Origin of the sequence: Pseudomonas sp. W22_MBD1_FP4 (assembly GCF_052113765.1) — a bacterium.
GTDB lineage: Bacteria > Pseudomonadota > Gammaproteobacteria > Pseudomonadales > Pseudomonadaceae > Aquipseudomonas > Aquipseudomonas sivasensis.
Map to the genome: position 1 here is coordinate 1 of NZ_JBGQOI010000031.1, position 25,231 is coordinate 25,231.

28 protein-coding genes are annotated in these 25,231 nt (G+C 58.1%); 14 read left to right on the forward strand and 14 right to left on the reverse strand.

Translation table 11 applies throughout. The annotated features are described in order from the left end of the window. Positions 1-539: 539 nt before the first annotated feature. Positions 540-884: a hypothetical protein gene (locus ACEN2T_RS27470; protein ID WP_442117852.1), complete on the forward strand. Its 345-nt coding sequence runs from the start codon at positions 540-542 to the stop codon at positions 882-884. Positions 885-1,370: 486 nt separating this feature from the next. Then, on the forward strand, positions 1,371-2,198 hold the full coding sequence (locus ACEN2T_RS27475) for a metal-binding protein (RefSeq protein WP_442117853.1): 828 nt from the start codon (positions 1,371-1,373) through the stop codon (positions 2,196-2,198). A gap of 26 nt (positions 2,199-2,224) precedes the next feature. Here the strand turns inward: ACEN2T_RS27475 and ACEN2T_RS27480 are convergent, their stop codons facing one another. The 3 genes from ACEN2T_RS27480 to ACEN2T_RS27490 all read right to left on the reverse strand — a co-directional run bounded on the left by ACEN2T_RS27480 (position 2,225) and on the right by ACEN2T_RS27490 (position 3,850). Continuing rightward, entirely contained in the window at positions 2,225-2,845 is a 621-nt protein-coding gene (locus tag ACEN2T_RS27480) for a recombinase family protein (protein ID WP_442117854.1), read from the reverse strand. A 167-nt stretch (positions 2,846-3,012) separates the two neighbouring features. Continuing rightward, positions 3,013-3,348: a hypothetical protein gene (locus ACEN2T_RS27485; protein WP_442117855.1), complete on the reverse strand. Its 336-nt coding sequence runs from the start codon at positions 3,346-3,348 to the stop codon at positions 3,013-3,015. Continuing rightward, entirely contained in the window at positions 3,335-3,850 is a 516-nt protein-coding gene (locus ACEN2T_RS27490) for a hypothetical protein (protein WP_442117856.1), read from the reverse strand. The genes ACEN2T_RS27485 and ACEN2T_RS27490 overlap by 14 nt, the downstream gene beginning before the upstream one ends. A 142-nt stretch (positions 3,851-3,992) precedes the next feature. Here ACEN2T_RS27490 and ACEN2T_RS27495 point away from each other — a divergent pair, with 142 nt between their 5' ends. Next, positions 3,993-4,358 carry a hypothetical protein gene (locus ACEN2T_RS27495; protein ID WP_442117857.1) on the forward strand — a complete coding sequence of 122 codons (366 nt, stop codon included), beginning with the start codon at positions 3,993-3,995 and terminating at the stop codon, positions 4,356-4,358. 201 nt (positions 4,359-4,559) lie between these two features. Further along, a complete protein-coding gene (locus ACEN2T_RS27500) occupies positions 4,560-4,844 on the forward strand; it encodes a pyocin activator PrtN family protein (protein WP_442117858.1) in 285 nt (94 codons plus the stop codon). Here ACEN2T_RS27500 and ACEN2T_RS27505 read toward each other — a convergent pair. Next, complete coding sequence (locus ACEN2T_RS27505; RefSeq protein WP_442117859.1) at positions 4,822-5,955, reverse strand: tyrosine-type recombinase/integrase; 1,134 nt, start codon at positions 5,953-5,955, stop codon at positions 4,822-4,824. The genes ACEN2T_RS27500 and ACEN2T_RS27505 overlap by 23 nt on opposite strands. Before the next feature lie 143 nt (positions 5,956-6,098). Between ACEN2T_RS27505 and dusA the strand changes: the two genes are divergently transcribed. Beyond that, the gene (gene dusA, locus ACEN2T_RS27510; RefSeq protein WP_442117872.1) at positions 6,099-7,067 is read left to right on the forward strand and encodes a tRNA dihydrouridine(20/20a) synthase DusA; all 969 of its coding nucleotides are present in this window, start codon (positions 6,099-6,101) and stop codon (positions 7,065-7,067) included. Between the two features lie 313 nt (positions 7,068-7,380). After that, positions 7,381-8,307, forward strand: coding sequence for a transaldolase (gene tal / locus ACEN2T_RS27515; protein WP_442117860.1), 927 nt, complete (start codon positions 7,381-7,383; stop codon positions 8,305-8,307). Positions 8,308-8,490: 183 nt separating this feature from the next. On the opposite strand, the gene rssC is transcribed toward tal, so the two are convergent. After that, positions 8,491-8,973 (reverse strand): anti-sigma factor antagonist RssC, encoded by a 483-nt coding sequence (gene rssC / locus ACEN2T_RS27520; protein ID WP_032888838.1) that lies wholly within the window; start codon positions 8,971-8,973, stop codon positions 8,491-8,493. After that, positions 8,973-10,154 carry a two-component system response regulator RssB gene (gene rssB, locus ACEN2T_RS27525; protein ID WP_032888836.1) on the reverse strand — a complete coding sequence of 394 codons (1,182 nt, stop codon included), beginning with the start codon at positions 10,152-10,154 and terminating at the stop codon, positions 8,973-8,975. Before rssB ends, rssC begins: the two co-directional genes overlap by 1 nt. 278 nt (positions 10,155-10,432) lie before the next feature. Here rssB and ACEN2T_RS27530 point away from each other — a divergent pair, with 278 nt between their 5' ends. Then, complete coding sequence (locus ACEN2T_RS27530; protein WP_095184124.1) at positions 10,433-10,729, forward strand: PilZ domain-containing protein; 297 nt, start codon at positions 10,433-10,435, stop codon at positions 10,727-10,729. Positions 10,730-10,791: 62 nt separating this feature from the next. Here ACEN2T_RS27530 and ACEN2T_RS27535 read toward each other — a convergent pair whose 3' ends face one another. Then, entirely contained in the window at positions 10,792-11,481 is a 690-nt protein-coding gene (locus tag ACEN2T_RS27535) for an MlaA family lipoprotein (protein ID WP_442117861.1), read from the reverse strand. Between the two features lie 195 nt (positions 11,482-11,676). Between ACEN2T_RS27535 and ACEN2T_RS27540 the strand changes: the two genes are divergently transcribed. Together ACEN2T_RS27540 and ACEN2T_RS27545 are read left to right on the forward strand one after the other, a co-directional pair. Next, positions 11,677-12,285, forward strand: coding sequence for a hypothetical protein (locus ACEN2T_RS27540; RefSeq protein WP_032888830.1), 609 nt, complete (start codon positions 11,677-11,679; stop codon positions 12,283-12,285). A gap of 110 nt (positions 12,286-12,395) precedes the next feature. After that, positions 12,396-12,662 carry a DUF4404 family protein gene (locus ACEN2T_RS27545; RefSeq protein WP_032888829.1) on the forward strand — a complete coding sequence of 89 codons (267 nt, stop codon included), beginning with the start codon at positions 12,396-12,398 and terminating at the stop codon, positions 12,660-12,662. A 125-nt stretch (positions 12,663-12,787) separates the two neighbouring features. Here the strand turns inward: ACEN2T_RS27545 and queF are convergent, their stop codons facing one another. Then, complete coding sequence (queF, locus tag ACEN2T_RS27550) at positions 12,788-13,618, reverse strand: NADPH-dependent 7-cyano-7-deazaguanine reductase QueF (protein WP_442117862.1); 831 nt, start codon at positions 13,616-13,618, stop codon at positions 12,788-12,790. A gap of 66 nt (positions 13,619-13,684) precedes the next feature. After that, on the reverse strand, positions 13,685-14,212 hold the full coding sequence (gene copI / locus ACEN2T_RS27555; RefSeq protein ID WP_442117863.1) for a copper-resistant cuproprotein CopI: 528 nt from the start codon (positions 14,210-14,212) through the stop codon (positions 13,685-13,687). 157 nt (positions 14,213-14,369) lie between these two features. On the opposite strand from copI, the gene ACEN2T_RS27560 reads away from it, so the two are divergent. Next, positions 14,370-15,050, forward strand: a complete 681-nt coding sequence (locus ACEN2T_RS27560) for a heavy metal response regulator transcription factor (protein ID WP_181639677.1) — start codon at positions 14,370-14,372, stop codon at positions 15,048-15,050. Beyond that, positions 15,047-16,402 carry a heavy metal sensor histidine kinase gene (locus ACEN2T_RS27565; protein WP_442117873.1) on the forward strand — a complete coding sequence of 452 codons (1,356 nt, stop codon included), beginning with the start codon at positions 15,047-15,049 and terminating at the stop codon, positions 16,400-16,402. Before ACEN2T_RS27560 ends, ACEN2T_RS27565 begins: the two co-directional genes overlap by 4 nt. Positions 16,403-16,506: 104 nt before the next feature. Here the strand turns inward: ACEN2T_RS27565 and ACEN2T_RS27570 are convergent, their stop codons facing one another. Genes ACEN2T_RS27570 through ACEN2T_RS27580 form a run of 3 tightly spaced genes read right to left on the reverse strand, consistent with a single transcriptional unit; the run spans position 16,507 to position 19,753 of the window. Next, the gene (locus ACEN2T_RS27570) at positions 16,507-17,751 is read right to left on the reverse strand and encodes a lipoprotein-releasing ABC transporter permease subunit (protein ID WP_095184121.1); all 1,245 of its coding nucleotides are present in this window, start codon (positions 17,749-17,751) and stop codon (positions 16,507-16,509) included. Between the two features lie 60 nt (positions 17,752-17,811). Beyond that, on the reverse strand, positions 17,812-18,495 hold the full coding sequence (gene lolD / locus ACEN2T_RS27575) for a lipoprotein-releasing ABC transporter ATP-binding protein LolD (RefSeq protein WP_024074097.1): 684 nt from the start codon (positions 18,493-18,495) through the stop codon (positions 17,812-17,814). A 7-nt stretch (positions 18,496-18,502) separates the two neighbouring features. Then, entirely contained in the window at positions 18,503-19,753 is a 1,251-nt protein-coding gene (locus ACEN2T_RS27580) for a lipoprotein-releasing ABC transporter permease subunit (protein WP_442117864.1), read from the reverse strand. Between the two features lie 94 nt (positions 19,754-19,847). On the opposite strand from ACEN2T_RS27580, the gene ACEN2T_RS27585 reads away from it, so the two are divergent. Then, positions 19,848-20,426, forward strand: a complete 579-nt coding sequence (locus ACEN2T_RS27585) for a PilZ domain-containing protein (RefSeq protein ID WP_032888817.1) — start codon at positions 19,848-19,850, stop codon at positions 20,424-20,426. 44 nt (positions 20,427-20,470) lie between these two features. Next, on the forward strand, positions 20,471-21,193 hold the full coding sequence (locus ACEN2T_RS27590) for a glycerophosphodiester phosphodiesterase (RefSeq protein ID WP_032888815.1): 723 nt from the start codon (positions 20,471-20,473) through the stop codon (positions 21,191-21,193). Between the two features lie 42 nt (positions 21,194-21,235). On the opposite strand, the gene sthA is transcribed toward ACEN2T_RS27590, so the two are convergent. Beyond that, on the reverse strand, positions 21,236-22,630 hold the full coding sequence (gene sthA / locus ACEN2T_RS27595) for a Si-specific NAD(P)(+) transhydrogenase (RefSeq protein WP_032888814.1): 1,395 nt from the start codon (positions 22,628-22,630) through the stop codon (positions 21,236-21,238). A 261-nt stretch (positions 22,631-22,891) separates the two neighbouring features. Here sthA and ACEN2T_RS27600 point away from each other — a divergent pair, with 261 nt between their 5' ends. Beyond that, positions 22,892-23,425: a chalcone isomerase family protein gene (locus tag ACEN2T_RS27600; protein ID WP_032888812.1), complete on the forward strand. Its 534-nt coding sequence runs from the start codon at positions 22,892-22,894 to the stop codon at positions 23,423-23,425. Between the two features lie 194 nt (positions 23,426-23,619). Here the strand turns inward: ACEN2T_RS27600 and ACEN2T_RS27605 are convergent, their stop codons facing one another. Next, positions 23,620-25,083 carry a glyceraldehyde-3-phosphate dehydrogenase gene (locus tag ACEN2T_RS27605; RefSeq protein WP_032888810.1) on the reverse strand — a complete coding sequence of 488 codons (1,464 nt, stop codon included), beginning with the start codon at positions 25,081-25,083 and terminating at the stop codon, positions 23,620-23,622. Between the last annotated feature and the right edge of the window lie 148 nt (positions 25,084-25,231).

Here is a 25,231-nt window from a genome sequence, read left to right on the forward strand (position 1 = left end):
TGTAAAGGCACCCTAAAAAACCTGAAACCCAGTAACCATGCGGGCTACAGCGGCAACACCTCTTCACGACACCCCTTCGCCTAAACCGGCGATTCTCTATGGGAAGTTACGCGCCAGACTTCCATAAGCAATAGATGGGGAGTGAGCATGCTTTTTTGAAACGTGTCGCGAAACGGATATCAGCGGTGCGCCGGTTGCCCTCGAACTCAATCAGCCAGCTACCGGCGGAAAGGGATTTGAGAAGGATTGAAATCCTTGGGATTGGCACAACGGGTGAGAAGCTGAAGCCAGTGCAAATTTTTCAACCCAGAAGGAGCAAGACATGGACTCGATTGAGCTACTGGTTTATGCGGTCATCGGCGTGATCGGCACGCTGGGAGCGGCTGCGGTGATTGGCTACAAGGTCGCGGATCATCTCGACAAGAAGCATCACACCGACTGATTTTGCAGCACATTGGCAGATGCGCATGGTGGTGGCTTGGGATTCTCCACTGCTCGGGTAACGTTCAGGCATGTGCCAAGTCCAGCAGGTTCAGATCATGAGCAAAGTTAAGTGCCAGTGCTGCAAGAAGATGATGGTTCCAAAGGTGGTCACCAGCGCGCCTTTTTACATCAATGGAATACCGGTGGGCGGCCGTGAGCCGGAGTCGTCCGTATGCCCCTTCTGCCTGTCGCAGAAGTGGATGCTCACCGAACATCAGGTTCTGGCTGCCGGCAAGGCCAATGCCGAGTTCTACGGCATCATGGTTCTCGCCTTGGTGAACATCGCTGCGTTCGCACGTTTCGGCGAACTGGCGGGCGGTATGACGCTTGCGGTGTCAGTTGCAAGCTTCCTCCTGCGTGCCAGAATTATCAGGACATTGCTACGGCACCTGAGCCGTTAGACGAGCCAGCGCATTCCATGCGGCCGGAATGTTACTCAGGCGGCGAATACAGCCTGGGTAGAATTCGGAAAGGATGTCACTGCTGCTCGACAGTGCGCAAAGCTGCGTCGCTACTTGGTCATTTCATAGCGGATTTGAGCGCTGCGGTGGTACTGAACCCTGTATGGCGAGCGGTTGCCCGAATGCCCTGTCCAGCGCCAAGCAGCCTACCAACGCGCTGATGCAGCCCCTTTTCAGGCGGATCTTTTTAAACACCGGAAAATTTCGCCCCTCCTAAGGGGAAGGTTGGCCGTTCGAACCGGCCCTGGGACACCATATAACTCAAGCTCTCCAGCGAATTCGCCACATCCTGAAAACTCTCTATGACAGCAGGGTGGCAGCAAACGTACTAATTTTGCTGATTCTGCTGGCGATTCAGTACCGTGCCAGCTAGGGTTGCGCACGCTCCTCCCGATCCCGATGAGGGCACTTTCTGCGGGGAATCTCGTGGGCAAATACAGTCAGCAAATATCCAAAAGAATTCAGCACTCCCGTATTGAGCATGGGCATTGCCTGATATGCGGCGAATTTGTGCGGCTGAGCCAGGATCATGTACCCCCTAAGTCGTGTGTGACGATAAAGCCCACCGAACAAAAGCTGATCACTGAAGTTTTGGGTGTTGAGCAATCACACCTAAAAGGCGTACGAGCCAGGAATGGAAGCTCGTTTCGAACCATTTGCAGGGGGTGCAATGGTGAGCTGCTCGGTCCTGGTGATGAGCTTGCCGGTGTTGCCTACAGGAGCCTTACGCGCCAGGTTGTCAGCTACTTTCGGTCCCCTGGAAATCTTTTTCCTTTTGCTTCAGCTCCTATCGATGTGGTGCCGTACGCCAGGGCAATGATTGGCCATATCCTCTCTGCTACGACCGTAAGTGAGTGCTTGGCACCGCCTGAACCATCAGAATACTTTGACCCCCTAAAGAAATTTGTTTTGGGGGATGATGCTGCTCTTGCTGACACCCACGACATTTATTACTGGTTTTATCCAAGTAACGTTCACTTGAGTGCAAAGCTCGTCGCGTTCCACAACGAGGGTCATCAGGCATTGGTAAGTGTGCTGAGCTTCTTTCCACTCGCCTTCATGGTGACGAAAAAAAATGAGGGAACGTATCCCGCGCACGCTGTAAAGCTAGACCTGACAGATAAGGCGCTCACCCTGAACTTATCTACCGCCAATGTGCACAACGCAGATTTTCCGTTTGTTCTCCTAAACGGAAATAGGTTTTATATGGTGAATGAGGGGCAGACAGTCGTCAGCTACCCCACGCCGGAGTAGTGGCGGCCTTGAGATCGAACTCGGCGCTATTTTTGTGCTGATTGGTCTTTAATACGCAGTACCGTGGTGGTCGAGCAATCGGCGTGCCGGGCGGTAGCGCGAATGCCCAGGCCAGCGGCCAACAGTTCCCGCACCCGCTTGTGCAGATCCGTGTCTACTGGTCGTCCCTGGTATTTTCCAGCCGCCTTGGCCTTCTCAATGCCCTGCGCCTGTCGATCACGGCGCTGCTCGTAATCCTTGCGGGCAATGGCCGCCATCATTTCTACCAGCATTGAGTTAATCGCCCCCAGCATCCGCCCGGTGAACTCGTCGCCCTTCGTGTCCTGCATTCCCTGGTGGCTGGTCGGCAGGTCGAGCGCGACGATGCGCAGGCCCTTAGAGTCGATAGCGGCCTTGAGCTTTTGCCAGTCCTCCACCGGGAGACGGGATAGCCGGTCTATCGACTCCACCAGCAGCACGTCACCCTTGCGCGCATCTTTCAGCAGACGCAGCAGCTCAGGCCGGTCCGCGGTGGCGCCGCTGGCGTTCTCCAGGTACACGCTGGCGATGATCTTGTTATGGTCGCCGGCGAACTGCTCGAGCGAGGCGCGGGCGCGGCCGGCGTCTTGCTCTTCAGTGGAGGCTCGGAGGTATGCGCGGATGAACATGATGGGTGCCTGTATCAGTTAGGGCGTTCTACTAATACTGTTTCACTTTGGGTGTTACTTATCAAGCGGAAAGCCCGAAAAAGGCAAAATAAGCCTGTATCTGGATAGGCATACCCAACAAATCACCGCAGGTTTTCGAAAACCCACGGCGTTGCAGTCCAGCAGATCTACTTCCCTACAAAGTAGAGTGCCCTGCCCTGATTGAAGATTGCTGCAGGGATCGAGTTTTTTCTCAGCTGCTGTCCAGGGTGGTAGATGTAGATCCACTCTGGCAGGTGTTGCGATGCAAGCAGCATGGCTTCCGAAGTCGTCATGTCGTTCTTGTAGGCGTCAAGGGTGAACTGGTTGTTACGAATGAAGATCGGCCCGTAGCTGAGAGGCGATCTCAGAAAACTCGGCGATTTAGCAATCTCATCACTGTATGGAATCGGCCGCTCCGCGTAGCTATCTGTCAGGGAGGCATAGCCGCGTGAATGGCCATCAGGATATTTACCTGTCTGCATTAGCAGCTTCGATAAGCCATTGGCAAAAGACCTTCTTACGGGCCTCTTCGACCTTACGCAATGCAAGAGCAGATGCTTCGTCCGATGTGTTTGCCTGGTCAGCGGGCACCCAAGCAACGACCTGGATTACGCGCGCCGGATCGCTCGCCCCACCTGACAGCATCAAACCCATGCCAATTCCCGCCGCTGCGCCATCACTCGGGTCTGTAGGTGGCGACGCGAAGCTAACCGCGCTTAATCCAGCATCCCCAAGCACTATCCCAGAGCCGCCGACAGGGACTGCTTCATCAACTGCACCCGACCGCTCAATTGGAACATCCCGCTGCCCGGAAATCCCCATTGAGGTCAAAACATGCATAGCATCCGACCATTTTTCTCTCGGTACATCCTTTGGCTCATGAAGCTGCACAGTCCTAGCCCCCTGCGTGCCATAGCACCCAACCAGAAAAGCCACTGCCGCTGCCAGCAAACCGTTTCGTATCGTTGTTGTTTTTTTACCCATGGCGCCACTCCTTTTTTTGATTCCCACAGCTTACGAAGGCTCTTAGGAAACCCAATGGAGTAAGGCGTTGAGCTTTGTAGGCTTGGGCTTTCCAGAGCATGGCATACGGTGTCATGCAACCTCATGCATGCGGAGCGGTACCATGGAATTTCGTCACTTAGGCAATGGGCAGACGTTCCCACCAGTAGCACCGAACGGCCGGATTTACGCGGTACCAGTCAAAAAGGAAGACCAAATAGAAATTTTCTGCCTCACATCTAAAGGCATTGTTGGAAACGACTTTACGGCCAAGTGGGCTGAGATCACGGGCTTCCATTACGACGACGAGTCATGGGAAATCATCCTGCGCAATTACATCGGGAAGGGAATGCGTTTCCGTCGAGGTGTGCCCTGCGGAATCATCGAAGACGGTAGTGAAACCCTCAAAACAAATATCCAAGGATTTGCAATTCCAGTTTGTGTAATGAACCGCATCGCATACGAGCAGAAAAAACCACAGCCGACCTAAGGTGGCCCTTGAGTTTTACAGGACTACCGGACTCACATCACGTTGAGGGAGCTCATACCCTGGCAGGGAATTTTCCGCCTTTTGATTTCCGTCGCTTTTCTTGCGTGAAAGCGAAACACACAATGGATATCCGCTGCGAAGATGCTGTTGCCGGCTAACCCCTACCAACCTTCTGCCGCCACGCGCGGCATGGAGCATCAAATGAATACCCCGTTTCTCCTGTTGGCCCAGTACAGCGGCATGGCCATCATTCCCCTGGAGCGCGTTTGTGCTGACTACTTCAGCCACCTGACCCCAGAGAAAATGAAGCTTAAGGTGGCGGCCGGCGAGATCGACCTGCCGCTGGTGCGCTTGGAAAGCAGCCAAAAGTCAGCGCGCGGCGTGCACCTCAACGACTTGGCCGCCTATCTGGATGCTCAGCACGCCAGGGCGCGAACCGAGCATGAAAAACTGATGGGGAGATCTAGCTTTCGTCGGGTTTCCTGACGCGCTTCCGGGCCTCGATCGTGGGGCCCGATATAACCCGCTCCAGCCACGGCCAGTCTTTGTAGTGATCGCCGCTTCCCTTCAAATGCGTGTACCGACGCATCGAGTTCCAATCCCGGTGGCCAGAAACAGAGGCGACTTTCGGGATATCCCATCCCATTTCAAATAACCGGCTTACGCCGTCATGCCGCAGGTCGTGAAAATGCAGGTCGTCTATCTCCAGAAAGTGGCACGCCCGGGTAAATGAGGCCGACACCGACCGTGCATTGTAGGGGAACACCTCATCCGCCACTTTCGGCATCGACTGCATGACCGCCCAGGCCTCGTCAGGCACAAGGCACCAGACGTCATTGCCGTATTTCTGGCCGGGGTTCTTCATATCGGTGATCAGGACCATCCGGCGCGCCTCATCTATAGAACCCCACTTGATCCGCGTGATCTCTTCCTGACGGCGCGTGGAGAACAGCGCAAACACGGTCACCCTGACCATGTCGATCTCTTGCTTGCGGCGGTCGCGCATCTCGCCGAAATATTGCAGCAGGGCGTCCAGCTCTTTCAGGGTCGGCCGGCGCTCGCGCTCCTTGCTCTTAGATACTGCACCCATCTTGCGCAGCACCCTGCGCGCATCCGGCATCGCCATCGGATCAATGTCGTAACCCCAGGCGGGCCGAGCCACCGACAGCACTGCACCCAAATGCGCCAGGTCGTTACCCACGGTCTGCGGCTGAATGCCGTCTTTCTGCATTCGGTCGTTGGCGTACTCGACTAGCCTCTGACTGGTGAGGCCCTTGTCTTCGAGCTTGCCCAGCCAGGTCTCACTGATCGCCTTGAGGGTGGCGCGCTTCGTCTTGCCCAGCGGCCGGAGCTTTTCGTATTCATCAAGATAGCGCTCGATCATCTCCTTTACCGTCACGCCCTTACGGTTGGCCTTGGTAATTGCACCCGGCTCGGCCATTTCGGTTTCGCGTCGCTTGAGCCAAGCCTGGGCCGTGGTCTTGCGGTCGAAAGTCTGGCTTTCCTGATAAACTGTCACACCCTTTTGCATGATGCGGATCTGTGCGGTGTACGCTACAGAGCCATCCTTGCGCTTGCGAACGGTGATAGATCCCATGGATTTTGCTACACGACTGAATTGAGTTGCTACATTGTAGCAACGGACCTTCGGAAATAAGCAAAAACAGTGGTAAATGGTAGTAAATGAGAAGTAGCTAAATGCAGACACGCCCCCCAGAAACACTAGCTAACCCAGTAGATATGGTATCTAGGAGGTTTTCTGTTGCACCCATGATGGATTGGACCGACCGCCACTGCCGGTTCTTCCTGCGCCTGCTCTCCAAACACGCCCTGCTCTACACCGAAATGGTCACCACTGGGGCGATCCTCCATGGCGACCATGAGCGTTTCCTGCGTCACAGCGAGGCCGAGCACCCGCTTGCGCTGCAATTGGGCGGTAGCGTTCCGGCGGATCTGGCGGCCTGTGCGCGCATGGCCGAGGCCGCCGGTTACGACGAAGTGAACTTGAACGTCGGCTGCCCCAGCGATCGGGTGCAGAACAATATGATTGGCGCGATCCTGATGGCTCATCCGGCGCTGGTGGCCGATTGTGTGAAGGCGATGCGTGATGCGGTGTCGATTCCGGTGACGGTGAAGCACCGTATCGGGATCAATGGCCGGGACAGTTATGCGCAGTTGTGTGATTTCGTCGGGACGGTGAAGGACGCCGGTTGCACCAGTTTCACCGTGCATGCGCGGATTGCGATTCTGGAGGGGTTATCGCCTAAGGAGAATCGGGACATTCCCCCGTTGCGCTATGACGTGGCGGCGCAGTTGAAGCAGGACTTCCCTCAGTTGGAGATTGTGCTCAACGGGGGCATCAAGACGCTGGAGCAGTGCCATGAGCACTTGCAGACGTTTGATGGCGTGATGTTGGGGCGGGAGGCTTATCACAATCCGTATTTGCTGGCGGAGGTGGATCAACAGCTGTTTGACAGTGCACAGCCGGTGATCAGTCGGGCGGACGCGTTGGCGCAGTTGCGGCCTTACATTGCTGAGCATTTGGCCGGTGGCGGGACGATGCATCATATTACGCGGCATGTGCTGGGACTGGGCACTGGGTTCCCCGGGGCACGCAAGTTCAGGCAGTTGCTGTCGGTGGATATTCATAAGGCCGCGGATCCGTTGGCGTTGTTGGATCAGGCTGGGGCTTTGTTGGAAGGGCGTTGATTGGGTGGCTTCCAGGGGAGTCCGTTGATTATTGGCTGAGCTGGCACACCGTCATCGGGGGCAAGCCCCCTCCCACATTTGGTGCGGTGTGTGCCGGGGAAGGCATCAGTAGGCATGAAGGCGATATCCAAGTGTCATCGGGCAGTTGGGTTGAACCTGCTGGCGAATTTGCCCTCCTATTTAGCACCACGGCCGGTCATTCAAACGGCTGTTTTCAGGTTGTTGCCCTCGCAAACGATCGAACGCATTTGCGCCCTTGAGCGCCTCTCGGCGCTCGGGTAATGTCATCAGACCCATAGGACAGAGCACGCTCATGACTTCCAAGCTGGAACAACTCAAGCAATTCACCACTGTCGTAGCCGATACCGGCGATTTTTCCACCCTCGCCAAGCTCAAGCCGCAGGATGCAACCACCAACCCTTCCCTACTGCTCAAGGCCGCGTCGATTCCGGGCTATGCCAAGCTGCTGGATGAGTGCGTGCAGGACTGCAACGGTGATGTGGGCCTGGCCAGCGACCGTTTTGCGGTCGCTGTGGGGCAAGAGATTCTTAAAGTTGTGCCGGGCCGCATTTCCACCGAAGTGGATGCCCGCCTGTCGTTCGACGAGGCCGCCATTCTCAAGCGTGCGCACCGTCTGATTGACCTGTACGAAAAAGCCGGCGTTGGCCGCGACCGTGTACTGGTCAAGATCGCCTCTACCTGGGAAGGCATCCGCGCGGCAGAGAAGCTGGAGAAAGAAGGGATCCAGACCAACCTGACACTGTTGTTCTCCTTTGCCCAGGCTGTGGCGTGTGCTGAGGCTGGGGTATTCCTGATTTCGCCGTTCGTGGGCCGCATATACGATTGGTACAAGAAGGCCAACGGTAACGACTACACCGGCTCCGATGATCCGGGCGTGCAGTCGGTTACGCGCATCTACAACTACTACAAGGCTAATGATTATAAAACGGTAGTGATGGGTGCGAGCTTCCGTAACCTGAGCCAGATTGAAGAATTGGCCGGGTGTGATCGCCTGACCATCAGCCCGGACCTGCTGGAGAAGCTGGCGGCGGATGAAGGCAAGCTGGAGCGTAAGCTGTCGCCTGGCCATGCCGGTGAAGCGCGAGTGCATATGACTGAAGCGCAGTTCCGTTGGGAGTCCAACGAAGATGCGATGGCGACTGAGAAGCTGGCGGAGGGCATTCGTCAGTTTGCCCGTGACCAGGAAAAACTTGAGGCGCTGTTGTCCGCCAAGCTGTAAACAGCGGGGACGGCAAAAAGGGCGGTACCTGTGAGGGTACCGCCCTTTTTTTGTGTCTCAAACCGATCTCAGTTCAACTGCGGGAGCGGCTGCTCCCGATAGCGGTGAGCCAGTTGTGAATGTACTGACTGACACTGCGCTATCGGGGCTCCTCCGACATTTGGAATGTATTCGACAGAAGGATCAATGACGCTCGAGGGCGTTGACGAGGTCGTGAAACGCTTCGCGATTGGACTCATTGAGGCCCATCAGGATCTTGTGCGCTTCCAGCACCTTCACCCGCACCATTTCTTCGGACTGATCCTGGGACGGCAGGTCGGTAAGACATTCCGGGCAAGGAATCGGACGATCAACGATGTTGAACACCTGATCAAAGCCCATGGACTGCAGCAGCCGGGTGATGTCTTCGTGGGTGGTGACGACGGTCGGCAACAGGCCAACCTTCTGCCGAGACAGAATGGACAACTTGGCTAATAGCCCAAGGGTGGTGCTGTCAATGCTGCGAGTTTCAGTCAGATCGATCACGATCGCCGAGAAGTTCAGCGCAGTGAAGATCCGCTCAATCGTCGCATCCAGCGCCGAACATAAGGTCAGGCGCACTTCACCGACAAACTTCAGGACGAAGGTCCCGTCTTGCTCAGCGAATTGGATTCTTCCGGTACTCATCAAAGATTCCTGCTCAACACCAATAGGGCGATATCATCCGGCATCTCCCCTAGCGTGGCCAATCCAAAAACCTGCCGCAGGCCATCCAGGCTGCCGCCAGCTGCCTTGACCCGTTGGGGCAAGGCGGCTTCTTTCTCTTTGAGTGTAGGCTCTGGAAGAAGGTCCAGGATGCCATCGGACATCAGCGTCAGGCTGAAGGTCGGCGGCAGTTCCAAAATGTGGTCTTCGTAGGTGGCTTCATTGAACAAGCCGACGGGCAGACCACGCCCTTCCAGGTAACGCACACTGTCTGGAGTGTATAAAACAGGCATCGGCAGGTGACCGCCAATGCTGTAGGTCAAAAGACCGGTTTCTTCATCGATCACGCCGCCTACCATCGTCACGTGCTTGCCCAGCTTGCAGCTGATCAGGCCTCGGTTGATGTGGCCCAGCACCTCGGAGGGGGTGAATTCCGGCAAGGTGCCATTGCGCTTGGATTCAAACAACAGCCGTGTGGTCATGAACTTCAACAACACGGTGACAAAAGCAGAGGAAGCACCGTGGCCCGAAACGTCGGCCAGATAGAACGCCACACGTCGCTCATCCACACGGAAGTAGTCGACAAAATCACCCGACAGGTACAGCGAAGGGATGATTTGGTGCGCAAACTTGAACTCGTCGATGGTCCATGGGCTGACCGGCAGCATGTTCATCTGTACCTGGCGACCGGCGTTCTGGTCTTCCTGGAGCAGGTTCAGGCTGGCTTCGAGCTCGCGGTTGGCGGTTTCGAGCTTTTCGCGGTAACGCTGGTTCTCGACCAGCAGACGTGCACGATCCAACGCGCGGCGCACTGAGTGCTCCAGCACCGCAAGGTCTTCCAGGGGTTTGATCAGGTAGTCGGCGGCGCCCAGGCGCAAGGCCTCAACGGCGTCGTTCATCACGCCGGCACCGGACACAACAATCACCGGAGTCTGCGGGGCAAGCTCAGTCACCTGGCGAATCAGCTCCAGGCCGCCCATCTGGGGCATGCGCAAGTCGCAGATCACGAGGTCGGGCTGGTCGCGCTCGAATACCTGGAGACCCTGTTGGCCATTACTGGCCTGCAGGACGCTGAAGCCACTGTCTTCCAAATAGGCCGCGAGACTCGCGCGCACTACTTCGTCGTCATCGATTATCAGCAGCGTGGCACTGGTTTTTTGCATGTGGGCAAACGGCGCCAGAATTAGGTTGGCGTAGGCAACTCGGCAATGGCCGGGGTCACACTACTGGATTCGCTTTCTAGCCTCTCTGTCCTACAAAAGCGTAGGCGTTTTGCCCACGCACAACTGTAAAGCAGAGGTGCCCTTCTAAGGCGCAGACGGTACTCCCATCCGCCAGGTGTTTCAAGCTCATGCCGATGGTCGCCAGGCGTCTTTACATCGCAAATCACCGGGAGTTATAAGAACAGCCACGACCACAACACAAAGTAAGGATGGAACCCATGAGCGAACACGAGCGCGACTACGCCGAGAAACGCGATTTCATCCGCATGCGAGTGGATGCCGATGTGTCTTTGATCCACGAAGGCCAAGAGATTGCTGGGGTTTGCGTGGATCTTTCCAGCTCCGGAATGCAAGTGCAGGCACCGCGCCAGTTCAACGTAGGAGACCTGCTGACCGTGCGCATTGATTCAGAACATGCGGCCCTTAAAGGCCTGGAGGCAGATACCAAAGTGGTGTGGGCCAAAACGGTGGGCAATGATCAGCAATTGGGCCTCAGCATCCTGAAAATGCGCTGAAACCCGCGCACAAAAAAGGCGATCACTCAGGATCGCCTTTTTTCATTTCAAACGATCACCTCTTAAAAGTCGTCGACGACCTTGCCATCTTTGACCTTGAACTCACGGTTCTGCAGGTAGGCGTTACGAATGAAGGTGTATTTGTCGCCGGTGATCAGCTTCTCACTGTCGAGCAAGCTGGCACGGGCGTCGACGATGCCAAGGCCCATGACGCTGTTGCGCAGGGACACATCATCCATATAGCGATAAGGCTGGGTGTAGCTGTCGACGAACTTGGACGGCGCATCACGCAGGGTGCTTGGACCCAGCAGAGGGATCATCACGTACGGACCGCTGCCAACGCCCCAGTAGCCGAGTGTCTGGCCGAAGTCTTCATCGCTGCGTTGCAGCCCCATTTTGGTGCCTACGTCGATGAAGCCCAGCACACCGAACGTGGTGTTAACCAGCAAACGGGCAGTATCGACACCTGCATTGTGAGGTTTGAGCTGCAACACATTGTTGGCCAGGTTGCCGACGTCGCCGATGTTGCGGAAGAAGTTGTGGATACCGTCTTCAACAAATTGCGGAGTGATCCATTGATAGCCTTGGGCCAATGGCTTGAGGGCATAGGTATCAACAGTGTCGTTGAAGGTAAAGATCGGGCGGTTGACGCTTTCCCATGGATCATCTTCCGACGCAGCTTGCACAGCGAACGGGGCCAGCAGAACGGTGGCACACACCGACAGCTGAGCGAAGTAGTGGCTCCAGCGCATAGCTTTTGCTCCTTGAATGGTCTGTCATGGGCGCTATGCCCTGAATAAGGTAGCCAGTATATGACGGAAGTGCCCAATTAGGCAGCCGCCGGGAAAACTCATACCGTAAATGGACAAAATTCCTACAATTGAGCCAACTGTCATCGGACTGTCATCCTGCCTCGATAGCGTCACAGCTATTTCAGGGATGTCGACATGCCTCAAGCCGAGATTGCAATCACCAGCGCACCCGCCTTGACCGCCGTGCTGTTTGGCCTGAGTGGCTGCCTAGTGGATTTTGGCTCACAGGCGCGCACCGACTCTCCTTCCCCGGATTCACAAGCCACGCCGGGCGCCCTGAAAATCCTGCGCAACCTCAAAGAGCTGGGCGTGCCCTGCGCTTGGCTGGATGAGCTGCCGCCTGCGGTGACCACTCCTTTGGCCGCCACCTTGCCCACCTGGCTCAAAGCAGCCTCGCCCTCCTCCATCCGCTGGCCCGCCCCCCACGCGTGCTGGCAAGCGCTGATGGAATTGAATATCGAACGCCTTGAAGGCTGCGTCCTGGTCAGCGGCGAGCCGCGCTTGTTGCAATCGGGACTTAACGCCGGGCTGTGGACCATCGGCCTGGCCTCCTGCGGTTCGCTGTGTGGCTTAGCGCCCGAGCAATGGCAAGCACTGAGCGACAAGGAACGCGAACACAAGCGCGGCAAGGCCACCGTGACGCTGTATGGGCTGGGAGTGCATTCTGTGATCGATCACTTAGGCGAACTCGGCACCTGCCTGGCAGACATCAGCCGGCGCCAGCTCAAAGGCGAGAAGCCCTGATCGAGATCATGCACAGTCGGCGCCGGTGGATTAATCTACAGTTCATCCCGTAGACCTTTCTCAGCGTGCCGTGGTCTATGCCAGTGCCTATCGATAAAAGGAAGAACGTCATGCCTGATCGCAAAAAACTGGAAGAACAGGTCAATATCCTGCGCGGGCAATTGGAGCAGGAGCCACCGCTATCGGAAGAAAAACGTGAAGCGCTGGAAGGGTTGATTGCCAAATTCGAAGTGCAACTTGAATTGGAACCGGCCACCCAGACACCGAGCATCGCCGATGATGTAAACCGTGCAGTGGAAGGTTTTGAACTGGACCATCCGGGCATTGCCGGGACACTGCGCAATATCGTGATCACCCTGGGCAACATCGGCATTTAACCCGAACCCAAGCCAGACACAGAACCAGAATGTGGGAGGGGGCTTGCCCCCGATTGCGGAGCGTCAGTCACCGAACCTGTGCCTGAACCTCTGCTATCGGGAGCAAGCCCCCTCCCACATTTGTTTTACTGGCGGGCCAGGCGCACGTTCTGGAACGCCACATCCTCGGTACTGCGATAAGGGTTGATATCCAACCCGCCGCGCCGCACATAGCGCGCATACACCGTCAATTTCTCAGGCTTCAGCAGGCGCTGCAGGTCGAGGAAGATGCGCTCCACACACTGCTCATGGAAGTCCGAGTGCTGGCGAAAGCTCACGATGTACTCCAACAGGCTGGCGTGATCCAACGCTTGACCACGGTACTCCACCACTACGCTGCCCCAGTCCGGCTGACTGGTAACCGGGCAATTGGACTTGAGCAGGTGGCTGTGCACGCTCTCCTCGACAATCCGCGAGTCGTCGCAACGCAACAACTCGGGGCGCGGGTGTTCGTAGCTGCTGACGTTGATATCCAGATCGTCAATGCATAAGCCCGGCAATGCCATCACACCCTCGGCCTCGATCTCTGCAAGCCTGCGGATGCGTACGGTCACTGGTTTGCCGGCGGCGGCACTCAGGTCAGCGCGCAGTGTCGACTCAAGGCTTTGCGTATCGGCAAAGGCGGTCTGGTTCAGCGAGTTGAGGTACAGCTTGAATGACTTGGACTCGATGATATTCGGCGAGTCGGCCGGGATACTGAACTCACCAATGGCCACCACCGGCTTGCCCGACGGCAACAGCCAGGACAGTTCGAAGCAGTTCCAGAAATCCACGCCCTTGTAAGGCAGGGTCTCGGCACTCAGACCCAGCTCGGCCCACTTGGCGGCGCGAGGAATCGGGAACAGCAACGAAGGCGTGTACGTGGAGATGTATTCACTGGACTTGCCCAGCGGCGAATGTTCGGCTGCGGGATGCATGGCGGAAACCTGGCTAAATAAACCGCGCCAGTCTACCAGCCTTTGCCCCCGCCCTTAAGAAACGCCTTACTCAACGGTCAGCTTGCCGACCATGCCTGCCTGGTAATGCCCGGGCAGGTTACAGGCGAACTCCAGACCGGTGGCCTGGGTGAATGTCCACGTCAGCTCAGCAGTTTTACCGGGCTCGACCAGCACACTGTTCGGGTCATCGTGCTTCATTGCACCGTGGCCCATGGCGCTGTGGTCCATGGCGCTGTGGTCCATCTTGCCCATGCCGGTAGACGTGAGCATGCCACTGGCCTGCATCTGCAACATTTCCTTCTGATGCGCCGCGTGCATCGCCGCGTCACCGAGGTTGAATTCATGCAGCAACTGGCCCTTGTTGACCAGCACGAAGCGCACCGTCTCACCGGCTTTTACGTCCAGGGACTTGGGCGCAAAGGCAATATCCTGCAGCGTCACTTCTACGGTGCGCGTGGCCTTGTCAGCCGCCGCTGGTTGACCAAATGCATAGCTGTGGGATGCATCAGCCATTGCATTGAAACTCAACGCCAACAGGCAACCCGCCAACAACTGGGGTGTACGCAACGTCATCTCTCTTCTCCAAAATGTATAACCGGCTTGAGCCGCACTCTAAGATTACGCCGCTGCCAGCCAACTGACTGCTAGATTACAACTTTGTCAGGTTGCGCCCCGCACCTGGTCCCCACGGTATAAAGCCCCCTCGCCACCCGTTGCCAAGAGCTACCCCATGAAATTGCTGATCGTCGAAGACCAACCGAAAACCGGCCACTATCTGCGTCAAGGCCTGGCCGAGGCTGGCTTTACCACCGAACTGGTGGCCGACGGCACCAGCGGCCAGCACCTGGCGCTGACCGGCGATTATGACCTGCTGATCCTGGATGTAATGCTGCCCGGTCGCGACGGTTGGCAAATCCTGCAAGCGGTGCGCAGTGCCGGTCTGGAGATCCCGGTGCTATTTCTGACCGCCCGGGATGCCGTAGAGGACCGCGTGCATGGCCTCGAATTGGGCGCCGACGATTACCTGATCAAACCCTTCGCCTTCTCCGAATTGCTGGCGCGGGTGCGCAGCCTGTTGCGCCGTGGCAGCAGCACGCCCCAGGAAACCGCCCTGCAAGTGGCCGACCTGCGTTTGGACCTGATCCGCCGCCGCGTCGAGCGCGACGGCCAACGTATCGACCTGACCGCCAAGGAGTTCGCTCTGCTGGAACTGCTGCTGCGCCGCCAGGGCGAAGTGCTGCCCAAAACGCTGATCGCCTCCCAGGTGTGGGACATGAATTTCGACAGCGACACCAACATCATCGAAGTAGCGATCCGCCGCCTACGCCTCAAAGTCGATGACAACTTCCCTAATAAGCTGATCCACACCGTTCGCGGCATGGGCTATGTGCTGGAGGAGCGGTGCAATTGATCAAGCGCCTGTCCCTCGCCAGCCGCCTGGCACTATTGTTTGCGGCTTGTACGGCAGTGGTGTCGCTGATTGCAGGCGTGCTGTTCAACCAAGCCAGTGAGGCGCACTTTGTCGAGTTGGACCAGCAGCAACTCGACAGCAAACTTGTGGCGTTGCGCAGTACCTTGCAGGGCGTCGACTCACCTCAAGCGTTCAACCAACGCGAGGCGCAACTGCGCGTCGAACTCAATCGACAGCCCGACCTTGCACTGCGCATCACTTCAGCCGGCCAGCGCTGGCTGGACGATGCGTCGAACGTCGCCCTGCCCACCGCGCCCGGCCTGCATAGCCTACAAAATGCCGGCACCGATTACCGCGTCTACAATGCGCCACTGAACGCTGGCCAAGCTGACTCACCGCAACTGAGCCTGATACTCGACATCACCCACCACCAGCACTTCCTGCAACGCATGCAGCGTTTGATCTGGCTCACCGTTGGCCTCTCTGCCCTCGCCACCGCGCTGCTGGGCGCCTGGGCCGCACGCAGCGGCTTGCGCCCATTGCGGCGCATGGGCGAAGTGGCTGCCAGCGTATCGGCCCACTCCTTGACCCAGCGCCTGCCCCAACAACACATGCCGGCGGAACTGGCTGAACTGGCCCAGGCCTTCAACGCCATGCTGGGACGATTGGACGACGCGTTCCAACGCCTGTCGGCCTTCTCCGCCGACATTGCCCATGAACTGCGCACGCCGCTGTCGAACCTGCTGACCCAGACACAAGTCATCCTCACCCAGTCACGCCCGCTGGAGGATTACCGCGAGGCGCTGCACAGTAATTTGGAAGAGCTGCAATGGATGGCCCAACTGGTCAACGACATGCTGTACCTGGCCAAGGCGGACCATGGTTTGCTGATGCCCAAGCGTGAGCCATTGGCCCTGGCCGATGAAGTGGAGGCGTTGCTGGAGTTCTTTGCGTTGCTGGCCGAGGACGCGCACGTATCGCTGGTACAAGAAGGCAGCGCTCATACAGCCGGGGATCGCGGCATGTTGCGCCGGGCTTTGTCGAACTTGCTGGATAACGCCCTCAGGTTCACCCCGGCAGGCGGCGAAGTGCGGGTAAGAATAACCGAAGGCGCAATGGGCGTGACGCTAGCGGTGGAGAACACCGGTGAAGGCATCCCCGGGGCGTTGCTACCGAGGCTGTTTGATCGGTTCTATCGGGCCGACCCGGCGCGCCATGAAGGCAGCAGCGAACATGCAGGGCTGGGGCTGGCGATTACCCAGTCGATCGTGCGCGCCCATGGGGGAAGGATTTTTTGTGAGTCCGGGGCTGGATGGACGCGGTTTGTGATTGAGCTGCCAGCTGTAGATTGATGCAAGCTGCACCGGCCCTATCGGGGGCAAGCCCCCTCCCACACTTTGATCTATGAATACCTCAAATGTGGGAGAGGGCTTGCCCCCGATAGCGGTCTCAATAATTACGAGTATCTCAGCGCATGCGCCGGCTCAATCTTCGCCGCCCGATACGCCGGATACAGCGTCGCCAAAAAGCTCAACACAAACCCGGCAGTGCAGATCAGCACCACATCGCCACCTTGCAGCTCCGAAGGCAGGTTGCTGACGAAGTACACATCCGAACTAAAGATATGCTGCCCGCTCACCCGCTCGACCCAGCCCACCAACTCGCTCACGTTGAGCGCTGCAATCACTCCCAGTACGCCGCCGATCAAGGTGCCGACAATGCCGATCACTGTGCCCTGCACCATGAAGATCGCCATGATCTGCCGGGGCGTGGCGCCGATGGTGCGCAAGATCGCGATGTCCGCGCCTTTGTCATTCACTACCATGATCAAGGTGGCGATGATGTTGAACGCGGCCACGGCGACGATCATCAGCAGCAGCAGGCCGATCATGGTCTTTTCCATTTTCATCGCGCTGAACAGGCTGCCCTGGGTGTGGGTCCAGTCATCTGCCTTGTAGGCCGCGCCGAGGCTGGTGGCAATGTCCGTGGACACCTTGGGCGCTGCGTACAAATCTTTAACCGCCAAGCGCACACTCTGCACCTGGTTCGGCTGCCAATGCTGGATTTCCGCCGCGTCGGCCATGTGTATCAAGGCCATGGAACCATCCAACTCGGCGCCGACCTTGAAAATCCCCACCACGTTCAACCGCTGCATACGCGGGGTGATGCCGCCCGGTGCAGTGCTGATTTCCGGAACGATCAGGGTGAGCTTGTCGCCCACGTTCAAGCGGAAACGCCGGGCGGTGATCTCACCGACCACCACGCCGAACTCGCCGGGTTTCAGGTCGTCCAGTTTGCCCTGAACGATGTGCTGGGCCACGATCGACACCTTGCCTTCCTGGGCCGGGTCGACGCCGCTGATCTCAATCGGCTGCATCGCGCCCTTGTAGGAGAACATGCCGTCCATCTGCGTGAACGGTACTGCAGCGGTCACTTGCGGATTCTTCATCGCAGCCGCGGCCACCGGCTGCCAATCATCAATCGGGTTCACGCCGACGATGGTGGCGTGGGGCACCATGCCGAGGATGCGCGAGCTCATTTCGCGCTGGAAGCCGTTCATCACCGACAGCACTACGATCATCGCCAATACGCCCAGGGCGAGGCCGATCATCGAGGTCATCGAGATAAACGAAACAAAACGGTTGCGGCGCTTGGCGCGGGTATAGCGCGTGCCGATGAAAATCGATAACGGTCTGAACATTCGCTTGCACCGCCTGAAAAATTAAAAAAGCCCGACGCCAGGCGCCAGGCTTGAAACGGGTCAGATGGCGACCAGATGACCTTCCTGCAGGTGCAGCACGCGGTCCATCTGGCGGGCCATGCTCATGTCATGGGTCACCACCAGGAATGCAGTGCGCATCTGGGTGCTCAGTTCCAGCATCAAATCCTTGATGCCCTGGGCGGTGTGGGAGTCGAGGTTGCCGGTGGGCTCGTCGAGCATCACCAGGCCTGGGTTGTTCACCAGGGCGCGGGCGATTGCCACACGCTGGCGCTCGCCACCGGACAGTTCGGCCGGCTTGTGCTCAAGGCGATGGCCCAAGCCGACACGCTCCAGCAAGGCCTTGGCACGCTGGCGTGCTTCCGGGATTGCGGTCTTGCCGATCAGCAGCGGCATGCAGACGTTTTCCAGTGCGGTGAATTCCGGCAACAAGTGGTGAAACTGGTACACAAAACCCAACGAACGGTTGCGCAACTGGCCACGGGCCTTTTCATTCAAGGCTGACAATTCTTCGCCAGCCAGCCAGACGCTGCCCTGGGACGGCGTGTCGAGGCCGCCCAACAGGTTCAGCAAGGTACTTTTGCCGGAACCGGAACTGCCGACGATCGCCACGCGTTCGCCCGGATGGAGCTCAAGTTGCAGGTTGGACAGCACCACCACTGACTCAGGGCCTTCCTCGTAGGATTTGCCCAGGTTGCGGCAGCTCAGGATTGCTTTTTCACTCATGCCCGATTCACTCATAACGTAAGGCCTGTGCTGGCTGGGTACGTGCCGCGCGCCAGGCTGGATACAGGGTGGCAAGGAAACTCAGGACCAACGCAGCCCCGCCCACCATCAACACGTCCTGGGCCTGAACCTGGGACGGCAAGTAGTCGATGAAGTAGACGTCTGCATTGAGGAACTTGTGGCCGATCACTTTCTCAAGCAAGGCGATGGCTGCGCTGACGTTAAGCGCGGCCAGGATGCCCACGGCGGTGCCGATCAAGGTACCCACCACGCCGATCACGGTGCCCTGCACCATGAAGATCGCCATGATCTGCCCCGGCGTGGCGCCCAGGGTACGCAGGATGGCGATGTCGCCTTTCTTGTCATTCACCACCATCACCAGCGTGGAAATGATGTTGAACGCGGCCACAGCGACGATCAGCAGCAGCAGCAGGCCGATCATGGCTTTTTCCATGCGGATGGCCTGGTACAGGTTGCCGTGGGTACGGGTCCAGTCACGGGCGTAATACTCGGTTTCACCCAAGTGCTGGGCGATATCCCAGGCACCGCGCGGGGCGTCGAACAAATCGCTGAACTTCAGGCGCAGGCCCTGCACCTGATCCGGCTGCCAGCGCTGGAGGCGGGCCAGATCGGTGAGATTGGTCAGCCCGAGGTAGCCGTCGATTTCGCCGGCGCCCACATGGAAGGTGCCGACCACGGTAAAGCGTTTCATGCGCGGAAACATGCCCGCCGGGGTCACGGTGACTTCCGGCGCGACGAAGGTCAGCTTGTCGCCGAGGCCCACGCCGAGCTTGGCTGCGGCCTTGTCGCCGATCACGATGCCGAAATCGCCAGGCGCCAGATCGTCGAGTTTGCCCTGCAACATGAACTTGTCGATGATCGACACGTTGCGTTCCTGGGCGGGGTCGATGCCATTGAGCAAGATCTTCTGCACCTCGCCATCATGGGTCAGCAGCCCCTGCATCTGGGTAAACGGCGCAACGGCCACGACCTTGGGGTTCTGCTTGACCTTGGCGGCCAGGTTTTGCCAATCGTTGATCGGCTCGCCCGACTCGATGGTCGCGTGGGGCACCATGCCCAGCACGCGGGTGCGCATCTCATGATCGAAGCCGTTCATCACCGACAGCACCACAATCATCACGACTACGCCCAAGGCGAGCCCGATCATCGAGGTCAAGGAAATGAACGACACAAAATGATTGCGGCGCTTTGCACGGGTATAACGCGTGCCAATAAATACGAAGAGAGGTCTGAACATGTCGGGGCTTGTTCGGAGGAAAAGAAGACGTCCCGGTGGCGGGGTCTGGTAAGCAGCTTTACACTCTGACCATTACCGTTACCTGGGGTTCGCCATGTCGACATTAGATGAAGAAGAGCGCCGCGAATACTACCGTATCGACGACATGATCGCACTCCAAATCAAAAACCTGTCGGCCCCCGAAGCGGCGAGCAAGGAAGTGTTGCTGGATGATTCACCGCTGTTCAACCTGCTCAGCGAATTGCACCTCAGCGAATTCGAAGCCCAGCACCTGCTGCGCCAACTGAGCGAGAAGGACCGCACCCTCGCAGCCTTCCTGCGCGTGCAGAACAAGCGCGTGGACCTGCTCAGCCAGATCATGGCACGCGGCCTGCTCGATGAGGTGGGCGCACCGCAGCCGGTGATCATCTCCGAAGGCGGCATCGACTTCCAACACCCTACCTCACTGGTCACCGGCGCTCACTTGGCCGTCAAGCTGGTGCTGATGCCCCAGGCGCTCGGCCTGCTGCTGCGGGCACGGGTCACCCATTGCGATCCCAAGGGCGATGGCTTTGACGTGGGCACGGAATTCGAGTCCATGACCGATACCCAACGCCAACTGCTGGCGCGCTACATCCTGCAAAAGCAGGCCCAGGAACGCCGCCTGGCGCGGGAACAAAGCGACGACATCTGAATTCGTATTCACTACGCCAGCCAGCCTGGCGCAAAGGAGCAACTGTGACCCTGATTTACGGCCACCGCGGTGCCAAAGGCGAAGCACCGGAAAACACCCTGACCAGCTTCCAGGAGTGCCTCAAGCACGGTGTACGCCGCTGCGAACTGGATCTGCACCTGTCCATGGACGGCGAGTTGATGGTCATCCACGACCCGACCCTCAAGCGCACCGCTGACCGGCGCGGCAAGGTCGTCGAGTATTCGGCGGCGGACCTGGTGAAGATGGACGCACGCAAAGGCGGCCCAGGCTGGATCAAACCGTGCCCGATCCCACGCCTGGAAGAGTTGTTCGAGCAGTGCGACTTCGATCACTGGCAACTGGAAGTCAAAAGCGCTTCGCGCACCCGCGCCGCGACCACCGTGCTGGCAATCCGTGAGATGGCGGTACGTTTCGGCCTGATGGACAAAGTCACCGTGACTTCAAGCTCGCGGGAAGTATTGAAAGCGGCGGTTGAACTCACCCCGGACCTGTCACGCGGACTGGTCGCCGAATACGCCTGGCTCGACCCGCTGAAGGTCGCGCAAAACTACGGCTGTGAGTATCTGGCATTGAACTGGACGCTGTGCACCCCGGAGCGTCTGGAAAAAGCCCAGCGCCAGGGTTTGCACGTGTCCGTATGGACGGTCAACGAACCTGCGCTGATGCGCAGGCTCGCCGACTTCGGCGTAGATAGCCTGATTACAGACTTTCCCGGTTTGGCCACTGCCACCCTCGGGAATTACTGAAATCGGTCTCCCCGGCCGGCTCAGGCCACCGGCCGGAGCCGCTCAAAAAAGCCGGTTGAGGCCGTCGTAGGCCGCTACCCGATAGGCTTCAGCCATGGTCGGGTAGTTGAACGTGGTGTTCACAAAATACTTGAGGGTATTTTGCTCGCCCGGTTGGTTCATGATGGCCTGGCCGATGTGCACGATCTCCGACGCCTGGTAGCCGAAGCAATGCACACCGAGCACCTCAAGGGTCTCGCGGTGGAACAGGATCTTCAGCATGCCTTGGGGCTCACCAGCGATCTGCGCACGCGCCATGCTCTTGAAGAACGCCTTGCCGACTTCATAAGGCACCTTGGCCTTGGTCAGTTCGTGCTCGTTCTTGCCAATCGAGCTGATCTCGGGAATCGTGTAGATCCCGGTCGGCACGTCGTTCACGTAGCGCCAGCTGCCGTTGTCGACGATGCTGCCAGCAGCCGAACGGCCCTGGTCATGCGCCGCACTGGCCAGGCTTGGCCAGCCGATTACGTCACCAGCGCCGTAGATATTGGTTACACAGGTGCGGTAGTTCTCGTCCACCTCGATCTGGCCACGGTTGTTGACCTTGACCCCGATGTTTTCCATGCCCAGCTTGTCGGTGTTGCCGGTACGGCCGTTACACCACAACAAGGCGTCGGCCTTGATCTTCTTGCCGGACTTGAGGTGCAGGATCACACCGTTGTCCAGGCCTTCGACCCGCTCGTACTCTTCGTTGTGGCGCACGGTGATGTTGTTGTTGCTGAAGTGGTAGCTCAACGCCTGGGAAATTTCCGAGTCGAGGAAGCTCAGCAATTGGTCGCGGTTGTCCACCAGTTCCACCAATACACCCAGGCCGCTGAAGATCGAGGCGTATTCACAGCCGATCACGCCGGCGCCGTAGATGATCAATTTGCGTGGGGTGTGGCCCAGGCTCAGGATGGTGTCGCTATCGTAGATACGCGGATGGTGGAAATCGATATCGGCCGGGCGATACGGGCGCGAACCGGTGGCGATGATGATGTGTTTGGCCACCAGCTTCTCGACCACGCCGTTGGCGCACACCACTTCGACGGTTTGCTCGTCGGCGAAGCTGCCGGTTCCGAAGAACAGGTCGACACGGTTACGGGCGTAGTAGCCGGTACGCGAAGCCACTTGTTTGGAGATAACTTTCTCGGCGCTCTTGAGCACGTCCGGGAACGAGAACCAGCGCGGCTCACCAATGGCCCGGAACATCGGGTTGGTGTTGAACTGCATGATCTGGCGGACCGAGTGACGCAAGGCCTTGGACGGGATGGTACCCAGGTGGGTGCAGTTACCGCCGACCTGGCGACGGCTATCGACCATCGCCACCTTGCGCCCTGCCTTCGCGGCGTTCATCGCCGCACCTTCTCCAGCCGGGCCGGAACCCAGTACCACCACGTCGTAGTTGTAGACAGCCATGCGTACTCCTCAGAACAGGCCAGGCGTACGGTTGGACGCCTGGCTAAATCATGCCGCGGCCAGCGGTCATGAAGGACAATTTGGCTCAAGTGTGTGAACCGGGGCACAGTCTATATAAGGCTCAACGCCGCGCACATTAACCCTTGGTCGCGTCGTAGGCCAGTATTGCCTTTACTACACGGCGCAGATTACCGCTAAATCCTGACACGGCCAGAAATTGAATTACCCTGTAGGCACGTACGTTTTTCAGGACGGGGCATTATGCGACATATAGTTATCTGTTTGATGATGATGCTGTCGATCACGGCGCATGCTAATGAGGCGGATCGATTGAAGCAGGCCGATTTCCCGGCACAGTCCCAGGAACTGGTCCTGAAAAACCAGGCGGTGCTCACGTACCTCTGGGCGGACGTGTACGCGGCGGCGCTATATGCCCCGGCGACGCTGAGCGCCAGACAGGCCTGGGACCAGCAAAAGGCGCTGCGCCTGGTGCTTTATTACTATCGCGACATCGACCGCTCCGACGTAATCAAGGCCGCCACCGCTACGCTGGAGCGCCAGCAAGCCAGCGCACGCTTGAAGCCCGAGCTGGATCAACTGCATGCCAGCTTTCGCAACATACGCAAAGGTGATCGATATGCCTTGGACTTTCATCCAGGGCGCGGCTTGAACCTTGAGATCAATGGCCAAGTGGTGTTCAGCAGCCGTAATGAGGCACTGGCCAGGGCCTACCTGGGTATCTGGCTGGCGCCCAAAGGGCTGTCTGATGAGTTGCGCGGCAAATTGTTGAAATGAAAATGGCCTGCCGTGGGGTATGCATCCACTGAACGACCGCTATCGGGGGCAAGCCCCCTCCCACATGTCGACTTGTGAATACATTCAAATGAGGGAGATAGCTTGCTCCCGATGAGGCCCTGATCGACAACACAAAACCTGCTGCCATAAAAAAGCCCCGAACCAGTCGGGGCTTTTTCATTCAACGCAGAGGCTTAGCGCGGAAACGCAGGCGGGTTAACCCCAGCCATGTCTTCCATCACGCGAACCACCTGGCAGCTGTAGCCGAACTCGTTGTCGTACCACACGTACAGCACAACACGGTTGTCCTGGGTAATGGTCGCTTCCGCGTCCACCACACCGGCGTGGCGCGAGCCAACGAAGTCGGTGGACACCACTTCCTGGGAATTGACGTAGTCGATTTGCTTGTGCAGATCGGAGTGCAGCGCCATGTAGCGCAGGTACTCGTTCATCTCTTCACGGGTGGCGGCTTTCTCAAGGTTCAGGTTGAGAATCGCCATCGACACGTTAGGCGTCGGCACACGGATCGCGTTACCGGTCAGCTTGCCGGCCAGCTCAGGCAAAGCTTTGGCAGCAGCGGTGGCAGCACCGGTCTCGGTGATAACCATGTTCAGCGCGGCGCTACGACCACGGCGATCGCCTTTGTGGAAGTTGTCGATCAGATTCTGGTCGTTGGTGTACGAGTGAACGGTTTCAACGTGGCCGTTAACGATGCCGAACTTGTCGTTCACAGCTTTCAGCACCGGCACGATGGCATTGGTGGTGCAGGAAGCGGCGGACACGATCTTGTCGTCAGCAGTGATTTCACCGTGGTTGATGCCGTGCACGATGTTCTTCAGCTTGCCTTTGCCAGGTGCGGTCAGAACAACACGGTCGACACCCGGGCAGGCCAGGTGCTGGCCCAGGCCTTCGGCATCACGCCATACGCCGGTGTTATCCACCAGCAGAGCGTCCTTGATGCCGTACTGGGTGTAATCCACCTCAGAAGGGTTCTTCGCGTAGATCACCTGGATCAGGTTACCGTTGGCGGTGATGGTGTTGTTTTCTTCATCGATGACGATGGTGCCGTTGAACGGACCGTGTACCGAATCGCGACGCAGCAGGCTGGCGCGTTTGGTCAGGTCGTTGTCGGCGCCTTTGCGCACGACAATGGCACGCAGGCGCAGGCCGTCGCCGCCACCGGTTTTTTCGATCAGGATGCGTGCCAGCAGGCGGCCGATACGACCGAAGCCGTACAGAACCACATCAGTGCCTTTGCGGGCAGCGGCGTTTTGCTGGCCAACCACATCGGCCATTTCTTCACGCACGAACTGCTCGGCAGTGCGGCCCGCGCCTTCTTTGCGGAATTTGTACGCCAACTTGCCCAGATCTACCGAGGCCGCACCGAGCTTGAGCTCGCTCATGGCCTTGAGCAGTGGGAATGTTTCGTGGACGGAGAGTTCGCTGTCGTCGGCAGAGCGATGGCGCGCAAAACGGTGCGCCTTGAGAATCGCGATGACGGACTGGTTGATCAGGCTGCGGCCATAGATCGAGCTCACCACATTGTTATTGCGGTACAGCTGACCGATAAGCGGGATCATCGCTTCTGCGAGTGCTTCACGGTCGATCCATTCACCAAGACACTGGTCGGGCTTCTGAGTCACGGGAACCTTCCACATGTAGGGGCTGAAAAAAGGGGCTACATTATGCCGCCCGACTGTCCTCGTCGCAATGCGCGCCAGGCAACAAAAAGTCCTTGCTAAAAAATACCGCCCCGCTGCAGCCCAGTAAATACGCGGGTTCCAGAAGGCCACTAGTTCAACGAGT